Origin of the sequence: Pseudomonas sp. IT-P4, assembly GCF_949767755.1 — a bacterium.
GTDB lineage: Bacteria > Pseudomonadota > Gammaproteobacteria > Pseudomonadales > Pseudomonadaceae > Aquipseudomonas > Aquipseudomonas monachiensis.
The window spans coordinates 152,694-174,619 of sequence record NZ_CATKPX010000100.1 but is presented as its reverse complement, the minus strand read 5'-3'; the positions used below and the strand labels follow the sequence as shown (position 1 = coordinate 174,619).

At 55.0% G+C, this 21,926-nt stretch carries 19 protein-coding genes and 2 pseudogenes; 7 read left to right on the top strand and 14 right to left on the bottom strand.

Features of this window, described 5'->3' with window-relative positions:
• The first annotated feature begins 143 nt into the window (after positions 1 to 143).
• Entirely contained in the window at positions 144 to 2,180 is a 2,037-nt protein-coding gene (locus tag ACM6IT_RS27740) for an FAD-dependent oxidoreductase (protein ID WP_414919089.1), read from the top strand.
• A 102-nt stretch (positions 2,181 to 2,282) separates the two neighbouring features.
• On the opposite strand, the gene ACM6IT_RS27735 is transcribed toward ACM6IT_RS27740, so the two are convergent.
• A complete protein-coding gene (locus ACM6IT_RS27735; protein ID WP_056724857.1) occupies positions 2,283 to 3,059 on the bottom strand; it encodes a pyrroline-5-carboxylate reductase family protein in 777 nt (258 codons plus the stop codon).
• Positions 3,049 to 3,756 (bottom strand): TetR/AcrR family transcriptional regulator, encoded by a 708-nt coding sequence (locus tag ACM6IT_RS27730; RefSeq protein ID WP_056724856.1) that lies wholly within the window; start codon positions 3,754 to 3,756, stop codon positions 3,049 to 3,051. The genes ACM6IT_RS27735 and ACM6IT_RS27730 overlap by 11 nt, the downstream gene beginning before the upstream one ends.
• Before the next feature lie 321 nt (positions 3,757 to 4,077).
• Between ACM6IT_RS27730 and ACM6IT_RS27725 the strand changes: the two genes are divergently transcribed.
• Positions 4,078 to 4,845 (top strand): SDR family NAD(P)-dependent oxidoreductase, encoded by a 768-nt coding sequence (locus tag ACM6IT_RS27725; RefSeq protein WP_056724853.1) that lies wholly within the window; start codon positions 4,078 to 4,080, stop codon positions 4,843 to 4,845.
• A gap of 12 nt (positions 4,846 to 4,857) precedes the next feature.
• Positions 4,858 to 5,613 (top strand): SDR family NAD(P)-dependent oxidoreductase, encoded by a 756-nt coding sequence (locus ACM6IT_RS27720; protein ID WP_056724851.1) that lies wholly within the window; start codon positions 4,858 to 4,860, stop codon positions 5,611 to 5,613.
• Positions 5,614 to 5,698: 85 nt separating this feature from the next.
• Here the strand turns inward: ACM6IT_RS27720 and ACM6IT_RS27715 are convergent.
• From ACM6IT_RS27715 to ACM6IT_RS27665, 11 genes and pseudogenes are all read right to left on the bottom strand, one after another.
• Positions 5,699 to 5,881: pseudogene (locus ACM6IT_RS27715) on the bottom strand (SDR family oxidoreductase); the annotation flags it as partial.
• Positions 5,875 to 6,792, bottom strand: a complete 918-nt coding sequence (locus ACM6IT_RS27710; protein WP_414919088.1) for a DMT family transporter — start codon at positions 6,790 to 6,792, stop codon at positions 5,875 to 5,877. The pseudogene ACM6IT_RS27715 and the gene ACM6IT_RS27710, both read right to left, overlap by 7 nt.
• Positions 6,793 to 6,828: 36 nt before the next feature.
• Positions 6,829 to 7,842 carry a GlxA family transcriptional regulator gene (locus ACM6IT_RS27705; protein ID WP_177336472.1) on the bottom strand — a complete coding sequence of 338 codons (1,014 nt, stop codon included), beginning with the start codon at positions 7,840 to 7,842 and terminating at the stop codon, positions 6,829 to 6,831.
• A 54-nt stretch (positions 7,843 to 7,896) separates the two neighbouring features.
• Positions 7,897 to 8,745 carry an ABC transporter permease gene (locus tag ACM6IT_RS27700; protein ID WP_160386883.1) on the bottom strand — a complete coding sequence of 283 codons (849 nt, stop codon included), beginning with the start codon at positions 8,743 to 8,745 and terminating at the stop codon, positions 7,897 to 7,899.
• The gene (locus tag ACM6IT_RS27695; protein WP_414914470.1) at positions 8,742 to 9,590 is read right to left on the bottom strand and encodes an ABC transporter permease; all 849 of its coding nucleotides are present in this window, start codon (positions 9,588 to 9,590) and stop codon (positions 8,742 to 8,744) included. Before ACM6IT_RS27695 ends, ACM6IT_RS27700 begins: the two co-directional genes overlap by 4 nt.
• Positions 9,587 to 10,705 (bottom strand): quaternary amine ABC transporter ATP-binding protein, encoded by a 1,119-nt coding sequence (locus tag ACM6IT_RS27690; protein WP_414914497.1) that lies wholly within the window; start codon positions 10,703 to 10,705, stop codon positions 9,587 to 9,589. Before ACM6IT_RS27690 ends, ACM6IT_RS27695 begins: the two co-directional genes overlap by 4 nt.
• Before the next feature lie 75 nt (positions 10,706 to 10,780).
• Positions 10,781 to 11,632 (bottom strand): glycine betaine ABC transporter substrate-binding protein, encoded by an 852-nt coding sequence (locus tag ACM6IT_RS27685; protein ID WP_414919087.1) that lies wholly within the window; start codon positions 11,630 to 11,632, stop codon positions 10,781 to 10,783.
• A gap of 68 nt (positions 11,633 to 11,700) precedes the next feature.
• The gene (locus tag ACM6IT_RS27680) at positions 11,701 to 13,047 is read right to left on the bottom strand and encodes an NAD(P)/FAD-dependent oxidoreductase (protein WP_223541209.1); all 1,347 of its coding nucleotides are present in this window, start codon (positions 13,045 to 13,047) and stop codon (positions 11,701 to 11,703) included.
• Positions 13,044 to 14,561, bottom strand: coding sequence for an aldehyde dehydrogenase (locus ACM6IT_RS27675; protein ID WP_414919086.1), 1,518 nt, complete (start codon positions 14,559 to 14,561; stop codon positions 13,044 to 13,046). The genes ACM6IT_RS27680 and ACM6IT_RS27675 overlap by 4 nt, the downstream gene beginning before the upstream one ends.
• Positions 14,554 to 15,465 carry a dihydrodipicolinate synthase family protein gene (locus ACM6IT_RS27670; RefSeq protein ID WP_414919085.1) on the bottom strand — a complete coding sequence of 304 codons (912 nt, stop codon included), beginning with the start codon at positions 15,463 to 15,465 and terminating at the stop codon, positions 14,554 to 14,556. Before ACM6IT_RS27670 ends, ACM6IT_RS27675 begins: the two co-directional genes overlap by 8 nt.
• A pseudogene (locus tag ACM6IT_RS27665) lies at positions 15,462 to 15,587 on the bottom strand (GntR family transcriptional regulator); the annotation flags it as partial. The pseudogene ACM6IT_RS27665 and the gene ACM6IT_RS27670, both read right to left, overlap by 4 nt.
• A 362-nt stretch (positions 15,588 to 15,949) precedes the next feature.
• On the opposite strand from ACM6IT_RS27665, the gene ACM6IT_RS27660 reads away from it, so the two are divergent.
• The gene (locus ACM6IT_RS27660; protein WP_056724833.1) at positions 15,950 to 17,185 is read left to right on the top strand and encodes an aromatic ring-hydroxylating oxygenase subunit alpha; all 1,236 of its coding nucleotides are present in this window, start codon (positions 15,950 to 15,952) and stop codon (positions 17,183 to 17,185) included.
• Between the two features lie 114 nt (positions 17,186 to 17,299).
• Here the strand turns inward: ACM6IT_RS27660 and ACM6IT_RS27655 are convergent, their stop codons facing one another.
• Positions 17,300 to 18,253 (bottom strand): LysR family transcriptional regulator, encoded by a 954-nt coding sequence (locus tag ACM6IT_RS27655; protein ID WP_409079453.1) that lies wholly within the window; start codon positions 18,251 to 18,253, stop codon positions 17,300 to 17,302.
• A 449-nt stretch (positions 18,254 to 18,702) separates the two neighbouring features.
• On the opposite strand from ACM6IT_RS27655, the gene ACM6IT_RS27650 reads away from it, so the two are divergent.
• The 3 genes from ACM6IT_RS27650 (at position 18,703) to proX (ending at position 21,865) form a co-directional block, all read left to right on the top strand.
• Positions 18,703 to 19,740 (top strand): quaternary amine ABC transporter ATP-binding protein, encoded by a 1,038-nt coding sequence (locus ACM6IT_RS27650; RefSeq protein ID WP_056724830.1) that lies wholly within the window; start codon positions 18,703 to 18,705, stop codon positions 19,738 to 19,740.
• A gap of 48 nt (positions 19,741 to 19,788) precedes the next feature.
• Positions 19,789 to 20,754 carry a glycine betaine/L-proline ABC transporter permease ProW gene (gene proW, locus ACM6IT_RS27645; RefSeq protein WP_056724828.1) on the top strand — a complete coding sequence of 322 codons (966 nt, stop codon included), beginning with the start codon at positions 19,789 to 19,791 and terminating at the stop codon, positions 20,752 to 20,754.
• A gap of 67 nt (positions 20,755 to 20,821) precedes the next feature.
• Positions 20,822 to 21,865: a glycine betaine/L-proline ABC transporter substrate-binding protein ProX gene (gene proX / locus ACM6IT_RS27640; RefSeq protein WP_414919084.1), complete on the top strand. Its 1,044-nt coding sequence runs from the start codon at positions 20,822 to 20,824 to the stop codon at positions 21,863 to 21,865.
• Positions 21,866 to 21,926 lie beyond the last annotated feature (61 nt).

Below are 21,926 nucleotides of genomic sequence, written 5' to 3'. Positions count from 1 at the left end.
CCTTGTTTGGGCGGATGTTAATCCTGGTTTTTTTGGCATGCAAGCAAAATGTACACCGGTGTCACAAATCGTTGACACAGGTGTACATTTATCCTAATTTTAAGTCACCGAGCCTGATGAGGCCCACTTTGGAGCGCACCACGATGTCCAGCGATCCCTTGCTGCAACCCTATAAAATCAAAAACCTGACCCTCAGAAACCGGATCATGACCACCTCCCATGAACCGGCCTACCCTGTGGACGGTATGCCCAAGGATCTCTATCGCGCCTACCACGTGGAGCGCGCCAAAGCCGGTGTCGCCCTGACCATGACTGCCGGTTCCGCTGCCGTATCCCGAGACAGCCCGCCGGTGTTCAACAATGTGCTTGCCTACAAGGACGAAGTAGTCGGATGGTTGAAGGACCTGACCGATGAATGCCACGAACATGGCGCGGCAGTGATGATCCAGTTGACTCACCTGGGCCGTCGCACCCGCTGGGACAAGGCTGACTGGTTACCGGTGGTGTCGCCGTCACACCGCCGCGAGGCGTCGCATCGCTCCTTCCCGAAGAAAATGGAGGAGTGGGACATCGAGCGGATCATCAAGGACTATGTAGACGCCGCGGAGCGCATGAAGGCGGCAGGTCTCGATGGCCTGGAGCTTCAGGCTTACGGGCATTTGATGGATCAGTTCTGGTCGCCGTTGACCAATGACCTCGACGGCCCTTACGGCGGGTCGCTGGAAAACCGCATGCGCTTTACCTTCGACATCCTGCGTGGCATCCGCCAGCGGGTAGGCGAAGATTTTCTGCTGGGAGTTCGCTACACCGGTGATGAAGAACTGCCCGGCGGCTTCACTGCCAGCGAGGGCATGCAGGTTTCTCACATGCTCAAGGACAGCGGACTGGTCGACTTCCTGAACGTCGTACGCGGTCACATCGATACGGATGCAGGGCTGACCGATGTCATCCCGATTCAGGGTATGCGCAACTCGCCCCATCTCGACTTCGCCGGCGAGATCCGCTCGTCGACGGGCTTTCCGACCTTCCACGCGGCGAAGATTCCCGACGTGGCCACCGCGCGCTACGCGATCGCCTCGGGCAAAGTGGACATGGTGGGCATGACCCGCGCGCATATGACCGATCCGCACATCGTGCGCAAAATCATCGAGAAGCGCGAAGAAGACATTCGCCCTTGCGTGGGCGCCAACTATTGCCTGGATCGCATCTATCAGGGCGGCGCGGCCTACTGCATCCACAACGCCGCGACGGGGCGGGAAACCACCATGCCTCATGACATTCCCAAAGCCGCGGTCAAGCGCAAGGTGTTGGTGGTCGGAACCGGCCCTGCCGGGCTGGAAGCGGCGCGGGTCGCCGGTGAGCGCGGCCATGACGTGACGGTGCTTGAAGCGGCTGATCAACCTGGTGGGCAAATTCGTCTGACTGCGCTGAGCGAACGTCGTCGCGAGATGATCAGCATCATTGATTGGCGGATGGCACAATGCGAACGGCTGGGGGTGAAGTTTCACTTCAATACCTGGGCCGAAGCCGACACCGTGCAATCCTTCGAGCCAGACGTGGTTATCGTCGCGACCGGCGGCCTGCCGGATACCGAGGTGCTCAGCAAAGGCAACGAACTCGTGGTTTCAACCTGGGACATCATTTCCGGCGACATCAAGCCTGGTCGCAACGTACTGATCTTCGACGATGCGGGGGATCATGCTGCACTGCAGGCTGCCGAGGTGATCGCACAAAGCGGTGCGACCGTGGAGATCGTCACCCCTGACCGCTCGTTCGCACCTGAAGTCATGGCCATGAACCTGGTGCCCTACATGCGCAGCCTGCAGGACCTGGACGTCACCTTCACCGTGACCTACCGGGTCGATACAGTGGAAAAACGTGATGGCGGGCTCGTTGCAACCTTTGGCAGCGATTACGGACAGGTTCACAAGCAGCGCGTGGTCGATCAGGTGGTCGTCAACCACGGCACCCTTCCGCTGGATGACTTGTACTTCGAGCTGCGTCCTCTCTCCACCAATGGCGGCGCGGTAGAGCAGCATGACCTGATCGCTGGCACGGCACAGAACATCGTCACCCATCCCGAAGGACGCTTCCAACTGTTCCGGATCGGCGACGCCGTGTCTGCTCGCAACACCCACGCGGCCATCTACGACGCTTTGCGCCTGGTGAAAGAAATCTGAACCCCTGGCACGTCTGGTGCGGTCAAGGGACGCACGGAGCTTCCCATGACGCCTTCGGCAGTGAAGGCCCTTCACGGCCCTTCACTGTTATCCCCTGCCCTGCTACATTCCCCGCCGCGCAACCTCAGCGCCTGCATTGACTGCCCGCCCCACAATGCAGTCGATGCCCTGATCGGCCATCGACTGCAGCGCTGCTGCCGTCACGCCACGGTAAGCCATCAACGACTCAATCATTTGCCGCGGATCGCGGCTGGCAAGCATCTGGCCGCCCCCCACCACCACGCCTTGTGCAGCGCGCTGTGCGATGGCAAGGGGAATTCCCGCTGCCACCGCCTGATTAGTCAGCGCCATTTGCAACATTGCCGGAAAGGCCGGCCCAGTCCCGGACAAGGCGCTGAGGTAATCAATACAGTCTTCATCAGGCACTTCGTCCGCTGAACCTACGCACTCGAACAGTCGTTGCACCCACTGGCGGTCGCATTCAACAAGGTTTCCGGCACAGTACCAGGGCGTAAACGACTGCCTGATTTCCACGGCCGCATTCGGCATGGCCCGCACCACTGCATCCGCACCGGTGGCCGCGCTGATGGATGCCGCCGGAACTCCGGCCATCAGGGAAATCACCCGCTTGCCGCGGGCGTTGATCTGCAGTTCACGAAACTGCTCCGGTCGGATGGACAGCACGACAATATCGCTGAGGTCCACCAACTGCTGGTTGTCAGCCAGCAGTCTCACGCCTGGCTCGAAGGGACTGACGCCGGAGCGGTTCGAGATCAATAAGCGGTCAGGCCCGATGACCCCGCTATCGAGCAGCGCCTGGGCGATTGCGCGCCCGAGCCAGCCGGTACCTCCGATGATGCCCAGAGTTCTATTCTCCATCGGCAGTCGACTCCTCGAATGTATCGACCAAGGGAACGAAAACGCCGGGCTCTTTTTCCGCGTAGCCGAACTTTCCATAAAAGCGGTCCAGCTCTCGCCGCTTAGGTACTTTGCCGGTGAACACACTCACGTACTGAGGAATCCGTCGAAATCTAACGACGATATCTTCACTGGTTTTCATGGAGATGTAGCCAATCTGCGTGAGGTAGATCGTCCTGGCCCGAACGTCGGCACCCTCGCCGTCGTAGCCAAACCGTCGGAACATCGCGGCCAGGGCATTCATCCGAGCCTCATCGGCCAAAGCGATTTCAGCAGTGACCTCGTCCGATTGCAGCGCCCAACTGCGCACGGCAAATTCGAACTGCGAGTCGAACAGTTCAGGGTTCACCCAGCATTCGAAGACGTTGAGAATCGCTTCGGAAATACTTTCTGCGTAACTTTCGCATTGGCTGACCATACCGCCGGTGTTCTTGTCCCGCCATCGAGCCAGGAGTGCCGCGAGCAGCTGTTCGCGATCTTCATAGAACCAGTAAAAGCTGGTACGGGACAAATTCAAGCGTTTGGCCAGCGGCATCACCCGCACAGCATCAACACCCGACTCCTTCAGGGCATCATAGGCGGCGTCCAGCCAACCATCGACGGAGCCTCGCCAGCCGGCGTCCTGCGCTTTGGTTTTCGCCCTTCCTGTCTGTGACATTCGGGTGCACCTTTATTTGAAAATTCTTCGACACTGTACACCCCAGGATCTTTGGCGTACACGGCATGTACAGGGGCGTACATTTTCGAGACGATCAATCGTCAAATCAATAGAGCACGCCATCAATGACCCGAATCAATTAATTTTTTGAAAAAGTGCGGACACTTTTATCAAGACTTCGCCGACACCAGAAAAACTATCGAGTCAGAAACTTGAGGATAACGCCACGTTATCTTTGGCCCTGTAAAAAAGTTGTTGGACGCTGCGATCCATTGAAATTAAATAATGACTCCGCCAAAAACTTACCAGGTGGGTTGTCCTATGAAATTCAATAATAAAGTGGTGGTCATTACGGGCGCTGCCGGAGGTGTCGGACAGGCGTTAGCATTATTGTTCGCCCGAGAAGGCGCAAAGCTTGTTTTATCTGATCTTGACGAAGCCGGTTGCAAATCAATCTTAGCCAAAGTTCGTGACCTGGGCGCCGAAGTACTCTACGTGGCAGGCGATTTACGCCGAAAAGAATATTGCGAAGCGATTGTCCAAACGGCCGTCGATGTTTTTTCGGGGATCGATATCGTATTGAACAATGCGGGCATCATTCCCCGTGGCACGATAGAGGAAACCACTGACGACATGTGGTTCGACGCCATGGGCGTAAACCTGAATGCGGTGTTCTTCATCTGCCGTGCCGCGATACCGCACATGAAAAATCGCCCGGGCGCCGCAATCGTCAACACATCATCTGTCTGGGGAATTTATCCAGGCCCCGCCCACGTGGCGTATTGCACAAGCAAAGGGGCCGTTGCGGCTTTAACCAAAAATCTGGGCCGCGATTGCGCCCCTTTGGGCATCCGTGTCAACGCCGTGTGCCCGCACGAAATCAATACCCCGATGATACGCAGCGGCTTTGAACGTCGCGGCCTGGATCCGGACAAAGCCGTGCAAGAGCTAAACAAGAGCGTCCCACTAGGCCGTATCGCCGAGCCCGAAGACATTGCGGATGTCATCGCATTTCTGGCGTCCGACGAGGCCAGGTACATCGCCGGTGAAACGGTAGAAGTCACAGGCGCCAAGCCGGTGTCCGGCTAAGGAGAGGTAGCGATGCTCAACGGTAAAAATGTAGTGGTGACCGGGGGCGGCAGAGGGATTGGCCGAGGCATCACCGAACAATTGCTTGAGGCGGGAGCTACTGTGTTGATCGCTCAGCGTCAGGCACTGGACGTCGACTTGCAAAGTCACCCTCAGGTCTATTTCGTCGAGGCAGATCTCGCTTCGGTGGAGTCTCCAGGTTTGATCGCGCAAATAGCCCGGGAGCAGCTCGGCGGAGTCGATGTCCTGGTGAATAATGCGGGGTTCATGTTCGAGAAATCGATTGATGAGATGACCGAGCAGGACTGGGATCGCATGATGGCTGTCAATCTGCGGGCACCAGCGTTCTTGTGCAAGGCGTTGGTGCCTCAAATGCGTCAGCGAGGCGGTGGCAGCATCATCAACATCGGGTCGATCGAAGGGATAGGCGCCAACCCTGAACATGCCGCGTACTGTGCCTCCAAGGCTGGCATCCATGGGCTGACCCGAGCCTTGGCAGTCGATCTCGGACGGGACGGCATTCGCTGCAATGCCATTGCTCCAGGGTGGATAAACTCCGAGTTGAGTGATGCATATCTCGCCGCTCAAGCTGATCCGCATGCGGCGCGCCAGGCACTCCAGCGCCTTCACCCGGTCGGACGTACCGGATTGCCGGCGGATGTTGGCGGGACAGTCGTTTTCCTCGCTTCGCAGTCATCGGCCTTCATTACCGGACAAGTGCTCGTGGTGGATGGGGGGCGCACAGCGAAACTGCCACTGCCGTTTTGATCGAATCAGCCTGACAACCTGACTTGCAACGGAGGGAGTCACTTACTCTCCTCCGCTGCAAAATTTCGTGACGGGCACGTATTGATTACTTGGGCGCTTTGTTCTCTATCAGGCAATTGCCACCATCGACCACCAGCAATTCACCGGTAATGTAACTGGACTCCGGTGACGCCAGGAACGTAACGGCAGCAGCCACTTCCCCTGGGCGACCTGCCCTGCCAACCGGGACATACTTCGCTGCCTTCTCTTCCTCTGGAGTGTTCACGCCTTGGCTTTAATCGCATACAGCCCACCGATAATAACCAACGCTGCTCCGACAACTACCCATGTGTCGGGGTGCTCGGCAAAGACGATCACACCAATCAAAGTGGCGAACACCAGAAGCGCATAGTTGAAAGGTTGCAGGGTAGAAGCGGTTGCGTATTTCAGTGCTTGAATGAACAGAATCTGAGCGACTACGCCCGTCAATGACAGGATCCCCATCAAGAGGCCTTGGACCGGAGTCGGAGAAACCCATGCGGGTAGCCCCGCAAATGTGACTGTCAGGGCACCCACACTTGCCATAAAGAGCATGTTCGTAGCAAAGGCGTCGTGCTGGCTAATCCGGCGCGTCAGTACGTTGAACACCGCGAATGCTAAAGCAGCCAGCAGGGGAATCAGCGCCGCGAGTTCAAAAACGCCCGCGCCTGGTCGAAGGATGATCAGTGTCCCGGCGAACCCTATGGCGGCGGCAATCCAGCGCCGCAGACCTATGAACTCCCCAAGCACGGCCCCCGCCAATGCCAGTGCCATCAGCGGAAATACGGCATAGAGCGCATGCATTTCGGCCAGGCCCAAATATCGTAGCCCCACTGCAAACAGTATGGTTTCACCCACGGCTAACAGCGCTCGAATGATTTGGAGCCAAGGGTGCTTACTGCGAAAAGACTCTTTGCCCCTACCTTGGCAGGCGGCATATCCGAGGGCAAAAACGACAAACACCCAATAGCGCACCATGACCAGTTGGGCAACCGGGAAGTCTTTGACAAGCACCTTGGTTAGTCCGTCCTGGCTCGCAAAGATAAGCATTGAAAGCAGGCATAAAAAAATCCCGAGTTGAGGCCTTGCGACGCCAGGACCAGCAGCAACGGTGGGCGCAGCATTTTTTGTTTGGTCGCACTTCAATCGCAACTCGGTCATGCCCTCCTCCCTTAACTTTTTGCGACAGCCCGGTTTTTACTTCACCAACCGCGTTTCTCTCGAAGGCCGGTAACCGAAGTACGAGCTGTAGCATTTACTGAAATGGCTCGGTGAAACAAAGCCGCACGCGACCAGCACGTCAACCTGAGACAGCTCTGTGTGCTGAAGTAATCGCCGTGCTTCGGTAATGCGCAATTCCAGGTAATACCGTTGCGGCGTGGTACCCAGTTGCTCTTTGAACAAGCGCTCTATTTGTCGACGGGAACGACCGGCATAGACCGCAAGTTGGTCCATTTGCAACGGTTCTTCCAGGTTGGCATCCATCAGCTTGACCACCTCTTTGAGGGGGGCACTCAACGAGATGTTCTGTGTCGGTTTGATACGCCGATACCGCGACTCTTCGAAAGACAGAATGTCTTCGATGCCCTCGACAAGTGCCTTGCCGTGCAGCCCTTTGATCCACTCGAGAGCCATATGATAGGCACCCGCCGGACTCGAAGCCGTGAGCCGGTCTCGATCCATGACAAATGCTTCACTGGTGACATGCGTGACTTTTGAAATTTCTGCGAGCGCGGGTCGGTGTTCGGGATGAATCGCACAACGATATCCCTCAAGCAAACCTGACACGCCCAAAAACCACGCCCCATTCCACAGCCCGGCCAGGGTGATACCCAGTTCCGATGCCGTTTTAAGGATGCTGATCAGCTCGTGATTGACTTTGAGTTCGGTGCGATAGCCGCCGCATATGACCAGCAAATCAAGGTCTTTGAGTGCTGCCACGTCCAAACGCGCATCCGGTCGAATGACCAGGCCAAGGTCGCTGGTAACCTCTCCATCCTGCACCCCGAAGGTTCGTGAAGAGAACAACGCCGGACGCAAAAGGTTGGCAGTGACAATCGTATCGAGCGCTTGCGTAAATGCAGGCAACGAGAAGTGCTCGAGCAGTAAAAATCCTGCCCGGGCATGGGCCGTCGACTCACTCCGGGTCTCTTCCACATAGCGCAGGTTTTTACCTTTCATACACCCGCTGAAGTCTCGTCGTTCGATCACTTTAAGCCTCGCTTGTTTACACTGACGAACGTCGCCGACGTTCAGCCGCCCCCTTCAAAGGAGTTTACTGGGCGAGTGACGCTGCAACGCGCCCCGTGACAGTCGATCCAACAGCAGCGCAATAGCGACAATGGCCAGGCCCGCTCGAAGGCCCAATCCCATCTCCATCCTCGAGAGGCCACGAGTCACTTCAGCCCCCAGACCGCCCGCCCCCACCAAACCTGCCAGCACCACCATCGCCAACGACATGAGGATACATTGGTTCAGGCCTACCAACAGCGTGGGAGCGGCAGTCGGCAGTTCAATTTTGAACAGAATGTCTTTAGGTGAAGCACCGGACGCCTGGCCCAACTCAAGGAGATCCTTGGGCAGCTGCTTGAAGGCCAGGGTCGTCAATCTGAGCATCGGCGGGATGCCGTAAACAATCGTTGCGATGATCGCGGGCACCCGTCCCAAGCTGAACAGCATCACGGCGGGGATCAGGTATACCCAGGGCGGCACCGTTTGCATGATGTTCAGAATCGGCAGCAACGCTTCATCTACACGCTTCACCCGGGCGGCCAGAACCCCCAGCGGGAAAGCGATGGCGACAGAGATCAGGACCGACACGCTGACCAGCGCAATCGTCTGGATGGACGCGACCCAAAGGCCAGCGAACAAACAGAAAGCCAACATCACCGCAGCGAAAACAGCGACTCGTTTATTGGCAAAAAAGAACGCCGCAACGACGACAATACCGATGAATAAGTACGGATGGGGAGCAAGCAGCGCCCCCTCCACTGCACCGAGTACCGCCTCAATGACCTGACTTATCCCTTTGAACAATCCATGTAAATTAGTGTTCAGCCAGTCAACGGCGGGAGCCAGGTAATCGCCTGGAGAAAATTGAATGTGCGTTGTCATTGGGAAGCCCTCACCCGCGCCTGTGCAGCACTCTGCGCCAGACGATCCAGGATCATGGTCAGGATAACGATAGCGATGGCCGCGTTGATCGACTTGGCGATATCCAACGTACGGATGGAACCGTAAATCGCCTCGCCCAAACCGCCCGAACCCACAATACCGGCGATGACGACCATACCGAACGCCATCATCAAGCTTTGGTTGACACCGGCCATGATGCTGGGCAAGGCGAACGGTAAGCGGATCTTGAAAAACATCTGGATTCCAGTCACACCGCTGGCCTCTCCCAACTCGATGAACTCCTTGGGTGTCATGCGAATACCCAGGGAGGTCAGTCGTAGCGCAGGGGGAAGCGCGACAATAAAAGTCGCCAACAGCGCCGTGGCAGGGCCGTAGCCGAGCAGTGCAATGGCCGGTAGCAGGTAGATGTAGGGCGGCATCGTCTGGATCAAATCCAGACAAGGATCAACCACGCGATCAAAGGCCGGCGCCAGACCGGCAATGACTCCCAGCGGAATGGCGACAACCAGTGCCAGGACAGTCGCTGTAAGCACCAGGGCAAGCGTGCTGACTGTCTCTGGCCACAAGCCGATGAGGTCGCAAAACAACAGGGCCAAACCTGCAAGAATTGCAAAGCGAACGCCAGCCAGACGCCAGCCAATCCACGCCATGACAATCGCTACAACGTAGTGCGGTGGATAGGCGACACACCACAGCACGCCTTCGTAAATGCCATTGAGCACCGCATTGACGGCATCGAACACGAACTCGCCATTATCTGAAAGCCATTCCAGTCCTGTATCAATGGATGCATCGAACTGACTGGAAAAATCCGGCATGCTCATGCGGACGCCTCCATCGCGTTGGCCGTAGCTACGGGCGCCAACTCGTTGGGAATACCTTGAACGCCACGCAGCAGATCACGAGGCGTGATGATCCCGACCACTGTTCCGTTATCGACCACGGCAAGCCCGTCCCGCCTGGACTTCATCGTCAAGCTGATAAGCTCATCGATATCGGCGTCAAGCGAGGTTTGGATGAGCCGGGAAATATCGCAAGTCGGCTGTGCAGCCTTGTAGGCCTGGACAGACGTCATGACCGAGTGAGCCTTGACCAGATGCAATCGGGAAATGCCGGCGACGAATTCCGCCACGTAGTCGTCAGCCGGGTTGAGCACGATTTCCTCGGCGGTGCCAACCTGAATGATGGCGCCATCCTTCATGATTGCAATGCGGTCACCGATGCGGATGGCCTCGTCCAGGTCGTGTGTAATAAACACCGCGGACTTGCCCAGTTCCTTGGTCAGCAGGCGGAACTCATCCTGCAACTGTCGGCGAATCAGCGGATCAAGCGCGCTGAACGGCTCATCCATCAAAATTATTTCTGGGTCAGCCGTGAGTGCACGCGCCAGTCCGACCCGTTGTTGCATGCCGCCTGACAGTTCGCTTGGATAGCGTGAAGTCCACTCGCTCAATCCAACCTTTGCCAGCGCCTGCTCGGCCACTTTGTAACGTGCAGCCTTGCCCACGCCCTGCACTTCCAGGCCAAACGCGGTGTTCTCAAGAACCGTACGGTTAGGCAGCAAGGCAACGCTTTGAAAGACCATACCGATGTGACGCGCCCTCACCTCTCGCAGTTGTGCCGGCGACAAGGATGAAACGTCCTTGCCTTTGACCAGCACCTTCCCCGAGCTCGGGGTGATCAGCTTGTTCAGCAACCTTATAAGGGTGGATTTGCCACTGCCGGACAAACCCATGATGCAAAATATTTCCCCCCGGCGAACCTGGAGACTGACATCGGAAACCCCGACCACGCAGCCATGGTTTTGCAGGATCTGGGTCTTTGAAAGACCCTGCTGGACAACCGCGTCCATGGCTGCCGGTGCATTTTTACCGAAGATTTTCCAAACCGACTGGCAATCTACCAGCACTTCGTCAGTATTAATTGTGGCCATTGTCATTTCGCAATCCATCGAACCAGTTGTTTGCTGGTTTCTTTAATTAATCAAAGGGCGGCAGTGGCAAACAAACAAAACTTAATAGTTCTTGATATTTCCCCAACGATTTACAAGATCTGTATGACCATCAATCCAACCCTTGATAGCCTCGTCCATGGTCTTGCCATCCTTGACTTCAGCATTCATCGCGGTGATGTCCGTGATAGGCACATAAACACTGGCCATCAGTTCACGCGCACGCGGATTGGCTTCAGCGAAGCCTTTGTGTCCAATCCAGTAATAACCCTGCAACGGCGGGAAGACCCCTTTTGGATCTTTCAAGAATTTGAGATCAAATTTCCTGGTCATCCAGGAAGGATCCCAGACGGTTACCGCCACCCATTCTTTTCGGTCGACTGCCGACTTTAAAGCCGCGGTCATGGCCGAAGTACTGCCCTCGACCAGCTTGAGCTTGATGTCGTACGCTTTGACCACGTTGTTCGCGTCACTCATCAAACCCGAACCTGGTTCGATGCCAATGATTCTGTTCCCCAGTTTGTCCGCGTTTGCATTCAGCTGTTCGATGGAGTCGATGTCTACGTAACTGGGTACTGCCATGCCCTGATAAAGACCAAAGGAGACCGGTGACAGCTTCTCGATTTTGTTCTTGTTCTTTTTCCAATAATCGGCGGCGGCGTAATCAATCTGGGAGGCCAATACCTGAATATCCCCTTTGCTGAGTGCAGCGTAAGCGATACCCCACTCGGAAAACTCCACGACTTTTACGGTATACCCAGCGTTCTCAAGTACCTTCTTGGTAATGCCGGTAATGGGCACCAAATCCTCCCAAGACATGGTCCCCATTACTATGTTTTTTTCTTCAGCGTGTGCCTGCAAACTCATCATGCCCACAAACGCGAGCGCGCAGAATGCCTTCCAAATATTCTTCATGGATTGTTCCGTTCTTATTAGTGACTTATTAAACGGCCTTTATAGGAAAAGCCGACAACTTAAACTTGCTAACCTTCTCGCCCGGCCCAAAACTCATGCCAACGAATGACCGAACTGACGCCCAGCTTCGTTATTATTTGGGGGGGGAGCCTGCTGGGTCCTGGCGCGTGACTGAAACTATCCAGAAAATCAGAACGTATACCCGAAGCCAATTCCGCTGCCATTACACCTGCCAGCGTGCTCTTGACCGTTCCCAACCCATTTTCGCAGCAAGCCGAATACAGGTTTTCTTCGATCTCGCCAAATGCAGCGGCGCTGTTACGACTCAAACACAGACGGCCGGCCCAACTGAACTCCAACGCAGTGGATTTCAATTCGGGAAAGCGTGCATCCAGAGACTGTCGCTGTTCTTTGGCAACCGCAGCCACACGCTCTGGGGTGACCTGGATACTCGGGTCATAGGTGAATTTTGTCCGGATGACGATACGCGAGAGACCGTCCGTAGAGATTTTACGAACAGTCGCTCCCATTGGATCAGCTGGCAACAATGCCCACTTGGCTCTACCCGGCACGTCTTTCTTGAATGCATCATCACTGTACGCAGCCGTCATGGAGGCGTAAGTGAAGACGTGCAACAGGCGTCCTTGATAATGTCCAAAGTCCTCAATGTGCCCGTTAACCCCCAGGATGACCTTGGGTGCGTGCACCGTCCCGTTATGAGATCGAGCGCTCCAACCGCTTCCCTGCTTGGTCAATTCAATAATCGGAGAGCGTTCGAACAGCGTGATTTTCCCTTCGAGCCCTGCTGCCAGGTCCCTAATGTATTGAGCGGGTTGAATCAACACTGCGCCGGGTGTGTAGATCCCACCGTGGTAATAGGTGGACCCGGTGATTTCGCGCATTTGCGCGGCATCAAACATCTCGAACTTTTCGCCGATGCGCTCAAGGGACTGTGCGTAATTGACGTTCAGCTTCAATCCCCGCTCAGTGGCGGCCGCGTTGATCTTCCCTGATGGGTCAAAGGTGTTTGTGGACATGCCGTACTCGCGTGCGGCTTGCGCGGCAAACTCAATCGCAAAACGATTTTGCGTGATTTCCAGCGCCGTTGCAGACTCACTCGCCACGGAGTATTCCCCGGACGACAGACTGTGCGGCACATCGATCATGAAGCCAGAGTTCCTGCCTGCCGGCCCCTTGGCGACTTCATGAGCATCGACCACAACAATGCTGTCACCGGGGTGTAACTGTGAAAGTCTGCGAGCGGCGGACAAGCCGGCAAAACCGGCACCGATAATCAGCCAGTCCGCCGTCACGTTTCCATCAAGCATGCGGACAGGCGCAGTGCGTGCGGAAATCGCCTCCCAACCCGAAACCCCAGTATCTACCGGCAGGCGCTTGATGGTATGGGTGCTCATTTTTCGGTCTCTTCATCCGACCGATCAGACACATCGATCCAGATTGTTTTGATTTCGGTGTACTGGTCATGGGCAAAAATGGATTTGTCCCGACCACCGAAGCCCGACTCCTTGTAGCCGCCGAATGGCGTCGAAGCATCGCCCTCACCAAAGCAGTTCACGGTGACGATGCCGGCGCGAATCTCACGCGACAACTTGATCGCCCGGCGCAGACTGGCGGTGTACACCGAGGCGGCCAGGCCGTAGACCGTGTCATTGGCCAGGGCAATGGCTTCGGAAATCGAATGAAAGGTGGTGACCGAAAGAATCGGGCCGAAGATCTCTTCCTGGAACAGCCGACTGTCTCGATCGACACCGTCAATCACTGTCGGCTCTACGAAGGCACCGTCTTTCGTCGCGCCGCCGTACACAACTTCAAGCTTTGCGGCGGTGGCGTGCTCAAGGTACGACTTCACTTTGGCGAAATGCTCTGGGCTGACCAGCGACCCTACGCGGTTTTCCGGATCGAGTGGGTCACCCATTTTCCATTCGCGGATGTAGGCGCCCATGCGCTCCAGCAGTTCGTCTTTAACAGACGCATGGACGATCAGACGTGAGGTCGCGGAGCAGTTTTCACCCATGTTCCAGAACGCGCCATTGACGACATGCTGAGCAACGAGATCCAGGTCTTGCGCATCGTCCATCACCACGGCCGGGTTTTTCCCGCCGCACTCAAGGACGATGCGCTTGAGGTTCGAATCGGCGGCGTAATGCAGGAAGCGGCGGCCGGTCGCAGTGGAGCCGGTGAAGCTCACCATGTCGACATCGTTATGCAAACCGATCGGCTCACCGACGTCTTTGCCCGTGCCGGTCACAATGTTGAGAACACCAGCGGGTATACCGGCTTCAAACGCCAGTTGAGCGACACGCAACGTGGTCAGCGAGGTTTGTTCAGCAGGTTTGACGATGACCGAACAGCCCGCAGCGAGCGCCGGGCCGATTTTCCAGGCCAGCATCAGCAGCGGGAAGTTCCAGGGCAATACGCAGCCCACCACGCCGATCGGCTCCCGGACCACCATGGTCAGCGCGTCGCTGCCCACCGGGGCGGTGTTGTCATAAATCTTGTCGATCAGTTCTGCGTGCCAGCGGATCGTGTGGATGGTGTCCGGGATGTCGACCAACTGACATTCACTGACAGGTTTGCCGCTATCGAGACTTTCGAGGACGGCCAGTTCGTGTTGATGGTTTTCAAGCAGGTTTGCAAACTTCAACAGAACCGCTTTGCGCTCCCGAGGAGAAACAGATCTCCAGCGTCCATCCTCAAAGGCCTCTTTGGCATTGCTCACCGCAAAGTCGACATCCTCGGACGAACAGGCGGCGACGTCAGTCAAAAAATCACCCGTCGCCGGATTGTTCGTGGCGAAGGTTTTGCCAGAGATCGCGGGTTTAAACGCGCCATTGATGAACGCCTTGGATGGCAGCGAAATGTCTTTGGCCAGTGCGGCGTACTCGGCCTTGCTCAGAAGATCACCCATGGCTGGCTCCCGAAGAAATGTTGGCTACGTTACGTTTGAGTTCAGTAATGATCGACGCGAAACTCTGCTTTTCGTCCGTTTCAAGTGGCTGCAATGGCAGGCGCACGTTACCGACTTTCAATCCGGCAACTTCACAGCCGTACTTGATCGACTGCACGAACTTGCCACCGTCCAGGGCATTCATCAGCGGCATCATTGCCGACATGATTTGACGGCCTTTGTCGAAGTTCTTTTCGATCACGCAGGCTTCATAAAGCGCAACGTGTTCCTTGGGCAGGAAGTTGGAACCTGCGCACACCCAACTGCGGGCGCCCCAGGCAAAAAACTCGAGGGCCTGGTCGTCCCATCCGCAGGACAAAGCGATGTTGGGGAACTGCCGGGCCAGCATATGCACCTGACCCATGTCGCCGGAACTTTCCTTGATGGCGACGACGTTTTTCGATTGGCTGACACGCGTGAAATACTCTTCATCCATCGAAACGCACATGCGCCCCGGATAGTTGTAAAGCATGATCGGCAAGTCCGCTGCGCGATCGATAGTGAGCGCGTGAATCGCGTTTTCCTGTGAGGTTGGCAGCGCGTAAGGCGGGGACGTGACGAGAATGGCGTCCGCTTTGATCGATTTGGCATCCTTGGCGTACTGAACCGCATCTTCGGTACGAATCGCCCCGGTGCTGACGATCAGTTGCACCCGAGTGCCGATCACATCTTTCGCGTAGGCCGCCAACTCGGTGCGTTCTTCCGACGTCTGCGCATAATACTCGCCGGTCGACCCGCCGATAATAATGCCGTGCACTTTCGCCTCAATCAGCGACTCCAAAACTTGGGAGTACACATCCCAGTCAATCTCCCCATCAGAGTTATAAGGAGTTACTGCTGGCGTATAAATACCTTCAAATTTCAAGATGAATGCTCCGAATGCGAGTTAGGTGGAAGGTCAATGAACGCGTCAGCTTTGATACCTTGAGGCGCGATAAAAACCTCCATGTTTTCACGGGACAGTTCCCAAGACTCAAACACGAGATCGCCAGAGGTTGTTTTACTGACTAAGTACCGTTAGCTGTTGAATCCAGACTGGCATGGGGCAATAGAGTGGTCAATAGCGTGTCTTCCTCGCGCAGACATCTTTAAAGCGATATAGCGCACAGCGTCGAAAATTATTTATTCATTAAATTCAATAGGTTACGAATATCATCTTAAAGCTACGCTATCGATCGATAACATTTGTTTATGCATTGATAAGCGTAAAAGTTTCTTGTTGGGGTGTGATTGCAGACGTAGTCTTTACAACAGCGATATTTTACCGGCGAAATGGCGTTACCCAATATCTAGATTGATGCAAACAATGGTCTTTCGTCGTCCCTTTGGTATTTTGGAGTGTGTTGACCGTGAGCACTAAATCGGCAGTTTCAAATCTTGTTGCGCAGCGCAAGCCTGACCATGCGCTGCCAGGTGCCCTTTATAGCGATCCAGACGTTTACAGGCAGGATCTGGAACAGATCTGGCACAAAAGCTGGATCTTCGCCGGGCACACATTTGAGCTGGAGAAGTCGGGTCAGTACCTGTCGCTGCAAATCGGCGATTATCCTGTCGCTATCGTGCGCGGCGCAGACAAACAGATTCGGGCCTTTCACAACGCCTGCCGTCATCGCGGTTCAAAGGTGTGCCCGCAAGCCAGCGGCAAGGTAGCCAAGCTGGTGTGCCCTTACCACAAATGGACCTTCGAGCTGGACGGCAGACTGCTGTTCGCCGGGAATATGGGGGAGGATTTCGACAAGTCTCAACATGGGTTGAAGTCCGTGCATTGTGAGGTCGTCGAAACGTACATTTATGTGTGCGTCGCTGATGTGGCACCTGACTTTTCGTCATTCAGAAAGTCTCTGACGCCCTTCGTTGCGCCTCATAACCTGGACGACTGCAAAGTCGCGTTTGAGTCGAACATCATCGAGAAAGGCAACTGGAAACTGGTTTTCGAGAACAACCGCGAGTGTTACCACTGCGATTTTACTCACCCGGAATTGATGCACTCATTCGTTGACAACCCATCAGTGGGTGGCGCCGGCGGCGATGAGGATCTTGAACTCAAAGAGCATTGGGATCGTTGCGAAGCGGCAGGCCTGCCCAGCCGATTGGTCATGGACGAAGACGGTCGCTTCCGCATGACGCGCATCCCCCTTTTTTCCGGTGCCGTCAGCTACACAATGGATGGTAAGCCCGCGGTTGCCGGTCGCTTGGACACGACCGGTGAAGCCAACATCGGTGCGCTGCTGTATTTCAACTACCCATCGACCTGGAACCACTTTCTGGGCGATCACGCGCTGAGCTTCCGCGTTCTGCCCATCGGTCCGGGCGAGACGATGGTCACTACAAAATGGATCGTCAAGAAGGATGCGCAGGAAGGTGTCGACTACGACATCGATCGCCTGACCAAGGTTTGGCTTGCAACCAATGACCAGGATCGCACCCTGGTTGAAGGCGCACAGGTCGGCGTCAGCTCTCCTGCTTACGAGCCGGGTCCGTTGTCGGTGGCCAGCGAAATCGGTGTGTGTCAGTTTGATGATTGGTACTGCAAAACGATGCTTGAGCAGCTCAATGACACGATCCCGTTAAGATCTGTCGGCTAAGAGCAAAACTGCCGGTGGTGAGAACCACGAATGATCACCACCGGCATACTCAAACTTCTCCCCTCCCCGCACCCCGAGTCACGGCTCAATCAGTACTCCTGCCTTCCTGACAGCTCAGGAAAACTGGGCGAGAATCCAGTCTCGTAGCCGACAACACGCGTCGTCATTGATCCGGTCTTCACGAAAGGTCAGATAGTGCTGACTTTCATGGAGAACCACTTCCTCTTCGATCGGCCGAATCAGCGTGCCGTTTTCGATCAGGGTTGCAACCAGGTGATTCCATCCGAGGGCTACACCCTGATGGGTCAACACCATGCTGATGACCAGGTTGTAGTCGTTCGCGTTGAAAACGTGAGGGCTGTCGTGGGGACGTTTCTCGATATCGACATCGTGATAAGCCAGCCAAACGCCCCAGTCAACGTGCTCAGCTACCTGGGATCTGCCATAGGGACTGAGGTTTAGCAAAACCCCGTCGCGCAGTGCTTCCAGGCTGGACAGCTCAGGGTGCTCCTCTTTGTAACGAGGAGTGCACACCGGGTAGATGACGTCATGAAACAACGGATAACTGCGGTAGCCATCCTGAATCCTGGCCATTTTGGTGATGAAGATGTCCGGAGTTACACCCGGCTCCATCGACAAAAAGTTTTGAGTGGTGACCAGATTGAGGTCGATATCTGCGTTTTTGGTAAAAAACCCCGGCAGCTTCGCTGCGAGCCAGAGGGCTGAAAACGCGGGAGAACAGCAAAGCGTCAACGTGCGCTTGCCTGCATTGTTGGTGCGAATGCGCTCCGCCGCCTGGGAAATGTTGACGAAAGATATCTGTGCCGCATCAAAAAAGATGGTTCCGGCTTCCGTCAACTCGACTGCTCGCCCCACTCTCTTGAAGAGATCCACCCCAAGGTACGCCTCAAGTTCCCGAATCTGACGGCTGATTGCCGCTTGAGTTACGCACAGTGCTTCTGCCGCACGCGTAAAGCTCTGATATTTTGCGGCGGCTACGAATGACTTCACTGCTTTCAGAGACGGCATTTTCAGCAGCGTCATGTCTGGATCGATGTGCTTAACCATAACCTAGAGTATTGAATATCCGGTTCGGGGCCCTTTGGAGGGCCGTTAGGGACGAGATCGGCGAGAGGGTTCCACCTAGAGCCTAGGCTGGAGCGTAGCTCAAACACAGGGCCTAAGACAGGGCCAGCCGCACTCGTCTGCGCAACTGGCACTGCCGCAGTCGCAAATTGACATAATTAAATGATTGATAACATGACGTTATTGATTGGCTGGAAGAAATGTTGTTAGACGCTGACTCTATTAGGTAATAACTTGGTTCTCAACGGTACTGCTTAATTCAGCGCTGATAAAACAAGAATAATAAACATCACATAATAAAGAGGATGGTCACAATGACTATTTCCCAACCTTTCTCCCAGCTTGACTGCCCCCACAAGCACCGTCTGAACTGATCAAGACACGTACACCTGAATTCTTGGTCTTACATCGTAATTGCAGCAGGAGGGGTTATGAGTCTTGGTGACGAGATACTCTCGGTAAAAAACATTTACAAAGTCTTTGGTGCTCAGCCAAAACTCGCGATGGAGATGCTGGCTCGCGGTGCTGATAAAAGTGAAATTTTCAGCAAAACCGGTCAAGTCGTTGGCGTTTTTGATGCCAGTTTCTCCGTAAAACGTGGAGAGATTTTCGTCATCATGGGGCTTTCCGGTTCCGGGAAGTCGACGATGGTCCGCTTGTTCAATCGACTGATCGAGCCAACCTCCGGAACAATCCATCTCAACGGCCAGGAAATCACCGGTCTGTCGGATGCTGATCTCCTCAGCGTTCGTCGCAAAGACATGAGCATGGTGTTTCAGTCGTTTGCCCTGATGCCTCACATGAGTGTGATCGACAACGTTGCTTTCGGCCTGGAAATCTCGGGTGTCGAGGAAAGCGAACGGCATAAACGTGCACTCGAGGCACTTAAACAGGTGGGGCTCGATGGCCACGCCTACAGTTACCCGCACCAACTGTCCGGCGGTATGCAACAGCGGGTAGGTCTGGCCCGAGCGCTGGCTAACGACCCAGCCATCCTGCTGATGGACGAAGCCTTCTCGGCACTCGACCCGTTGATTCGCCACGAAATGCAGGGCGAACTGATCCGCCTGCAGGCAGAACAGCATCGCACCATCATCTTCATCTCCCATGACATTGACGAGGCGATTCGCATCGGCCATCGCATTGCGATCATGGAGGGTGGTCGGGTAGTACAGATCGGTACCCCGCAAGAACTGCTTTGCAACCCGGTGAACGATTACGTCAGGGCTTTCTTCAAAGGTTTCGATGCCTCGAAGATCCTCAAGGCTGGCGATGTTGCCAGGATTTGTGCAGAGCATCCGTACGCCGCGGATCAATCCACGCCTACGCTGCGCGACGATGTACTCCTGCAGGACGTCTTTCACATCGTTGCCGATGCAGTTAATCCAGTTGCCGTCCTGGATCGCCAGGGTGTGTTCAAAGGCACGATCTCCAAGAGCCTACTGCTTCAGACAATGAGCCGACACTAATAGTCTCTATTAGCTGGCTTGCCAGGCTCGGACATTCAGGTGATTAGCATGAACGAATTCAGTTTTCTAGACCCGTTTCAATCCATCAACGTCCCTTTGGGCCAATGGGTAGAAGTTGCCCTGAATTATATGGTCCATAATTTCCGCGAGATATTTCGCTCGATAAGATGGCCTATCGACCAGGTACTTAATGGTATTCAGTACGGACTACTGGCCATTCCTCCGTCAATATTCATTATTATCGCCACACTCTTTGGCTGGCAGGTAGGCGGAAAAAAAATAGGTATTCTTTGCTTTGTTACTCTTACGCTATTAGGCGTGATCGGCGTATGGAATGACGCCATGATTACCCTCGCTCTGGTGCTCACTTCACTGTTTTTCTGTGCAGTAATTGGCATACCGCTGGGTGTCCTGTGTGCCCGGAGTGACCGGCTGGAGATGCTTCTGCGGCCAGTGCTCGATGCAATGCAAACACTGCCTGCTTTTGTTTATCTGGTACCCGTGGTGATGCTGTTTGGTATCGGCAACGTACCGGGGGTACTGGTCACGATCATCTTTTCGGTAGCACCACTGGTCAGGCTCACCAATCTGGGAATTCGCCAGGTACCGGAAGACAAGGTTGAGGCCGCCCGGGCTTTCGGATGTACCCCACGCCAGATGCTGAGGCGGGTTCAACTTCCTTTAGCTGCACCAACGATCATGGCGGGTTTGAATCAGGCATTGATGTTGTCACTGTCGATGGTGGTGATCGCATCAATGATTTCGGTTGGTGGGTTGGGGATGATGGTGCTTCGCGGGATTGGCCGCCTTGATATGGGCTTGGCAACCGTCGGTGGCTTGGGCCTGGTATTGCTGGCGATTTTCCTTGACCGCCTGACCCAGGCGATGGGCGAGCGCAGTAACAGAGCAACCAAAGGTGAGCACTGGTACCAGACCGGCCCGGCGGGTGTCATTTATCGCCTGAAAAGAAAAAACGCGATTACAACAATAGAAGTCAGTCCCAAAGAAAGTTAACCCGCTCAGTGGCGCGTCGTGAACCAAAAGAAATGCCAACTCAGTAATCCAGCCAAGGTAAACAATAATGAACTTCACAACAGTCGGAATAAAACAGAAATTCATTCATTCTGTGGCGCTTTTAGTACTAGCGGTTTCACCTGTTTTCGCATCGGCCGCCACGGCGCAGTTGCCCGGAAAAGGGGTATCGATCACTCCCATTTTCCCGTCAATCGCCGAAGAGCGATTCCGTGGAGAGATTGCAATGGCGGGTCTCAAGGAATTGGGCTACGACGTTGAGACACCCAAGGAAACCGAGTACTCCACCATGATGGTAGCGATTTCCAATGGTGACGCTGATTTCTCGGTACATCTGTGGGAGGAGCTGCACAAATCTTTCTACCAGAAGGCCGGTGGCGATGAGACGATGGTGAAAACCGGCGACATTATGCCGGGCGTGTTGCAGGGCTACATGATTGACAAGAAAACGGCTGATGAACACCACATCACCTCTATCGAAGACTTACAGAAACCGGAAATTGCCAAACTGTTCGATGCTAATGGTGACGGTAAAGCTGACCTCACTGGTTGCAACCCTGGTTGGGGATGTGAGCTCATCATTGCCCACCATATGAACGCCTATGGCCTGGAAAAGACCGTTACCAATAACCAGGGCTCCTACTTTGCCCTGATGGCTGACACCATCGCTCGTTATAAACAAGGCAAGCCGATTCTCTATTACACCTGGGTGCCTCAGTGGATCTCCGGTGTTCTGGTCGAAGGTAAAGATGTTGTCTGGCTGACCGTGCCGCGTACGGATCTTCCAGGTGGCAAAAACGATGTCAACACTACCTTCAATGGTAAAAACCTTGGTTTCGCGGTAGACAGTGTCAAAGCGGTCATCAATAAAGAGTTCGCCGAGAAAAATCCGGCGGCCGTGAAGTTTCTGTCTGAAATGCAGATCACTACCGACGATGAAAGCGCGCAAAATCTCAAAATGCACGATGGCGAAAAAAGTGCGGCTGACATTACCCGGCACGCCAAAGAATGGATCGCGGCTCATCGCGCGAAATACGACAGCTGGCTGGCAGACGCTCGCGCCGCGGCAAATACCGCCACCGCAAAGAACTAGTCCCTTCTTATAAAGCTGCATAAAAGGTTGCCCTTCACCGGGCAACTTTTTTATCCGTTTC

Excerpts from the sequence above, each read along its gene's own strand:
- ACM6IT_RS27740 (WP_414919089.1), top strand. The coding sequence starts at position 144 with ATGTCCAGCGATCCCTTGCTGCAACCCTATAAAATCAAAAACCTGACC.
- ACM6IT_RS27735 (WP_056724857.1), bottom strand. The coding sequence starts at position 3,059 with ATGGAGAATAGAACTCTGGGCATCATCGGAGGTACCGGCTGGCTCGGG.
- ACM6IT_RS27730 (WP_056724856.1), bottom strand. The coding sequence starts at position 3,756 with ATGTCACAGACAGGAAGGGCGAAAACCAAAGCGCAGGACGCCGGCTGG.
- ACM6IT_RS27725 (WP_056724853.1), top strand. The coding sequence starts at position 4,078 with ATGAAATTCAATAATAAAGTGGTGGTCATTACGGGCGCTGCCGGAGGT.
- ACM6IT_RS27720 (WP_056724851.1), top strand. The coding sequence starts at position 4,858 with ATGCTCAACGGTAAAAATGTAGTGGTGACCGGGGGCGGCAGAGGGATT.
- ACM6IT_RS27710 (WP_414919088.1), bottom strand. The coding sequence starts at position 6,792 with ATGACCGAGTTGCGATTGAAGTGCGACCAAACAAAAAATGCTGCGCCC.
- ACM6IT_RS27700 (WP_160386883.1), bottom strand. The coding sequence starts at position 8,745 with ATGACAACGCACATTCAATTTTCTCCAGGCGATTACCTGGCTCCCGCC.
- ACM6IT_RS27695 (WP_414914470.1), bottom strand. The coding sequence starts at position 9,590 with ATGAGCATGCCGGATTTTTCCAGTCAGTTCGATGCATCCATTGATACA.
- ACM6IT_RS27690 (WP_414914497.1), bottom strand. The coding sequence starts at position 10,705 with ATGACAATGGCCACAATTAATACTGACGAAGTGCTGGTAGATTGCCAG.
- ACM6IT_RS27685 (WP_414919087.1), bottom strand. The coding sequence starts at position 11,632 with ATGAAGAATATTTGGAAGGCATTCTGCGCGCTCGCGTTTGTGGGCATG.
- ACM6IT_RS27680 (WP_223541209.1), bottom strand. The coding sequence starts at position 13,047 with ATGAGCACCCATACCATCAAGCGCCTGCCGGTAGATACTGGGGTTTCG.
- ACM6IT_RS27675 (WP_414919086.1), bottom strand. The coding sequence starts at position 14,561 with ATGGGTGATCTTCTGAGCAAGGCCGAGTACGCCGCACTGGCCAAAGAC.
- ACM6IT_RS27655 (WP_409079453.1), bottom strand. The coding sequence starts at position 18,253 with ATGGTTAAGCACATCGATCCAGACATGACGCTGCTGAAAATGCCGTCT.
- ACM6IT_RS27650 (WP_056724830.1), top strand. The coding sequence starts at position 18,703 with ATGAGTCTTGGTGACGAGATACTCTCGGTAAAAAACATTTACAAAGTC.
- proW (WP_056724828.1), top strand. The coding sequence starts at position 19,789 with ATGAACGAATTCAGTTTTCTAGACCCGTTTCAATCCATCAACGTCCCT.
- proX (WP_414919084.1), top strand. The coding sequence starts at position 20,822 with ATGAACTTCACAACAGTCGGAATAAAACAGAAATTCATTCATTCTGTG.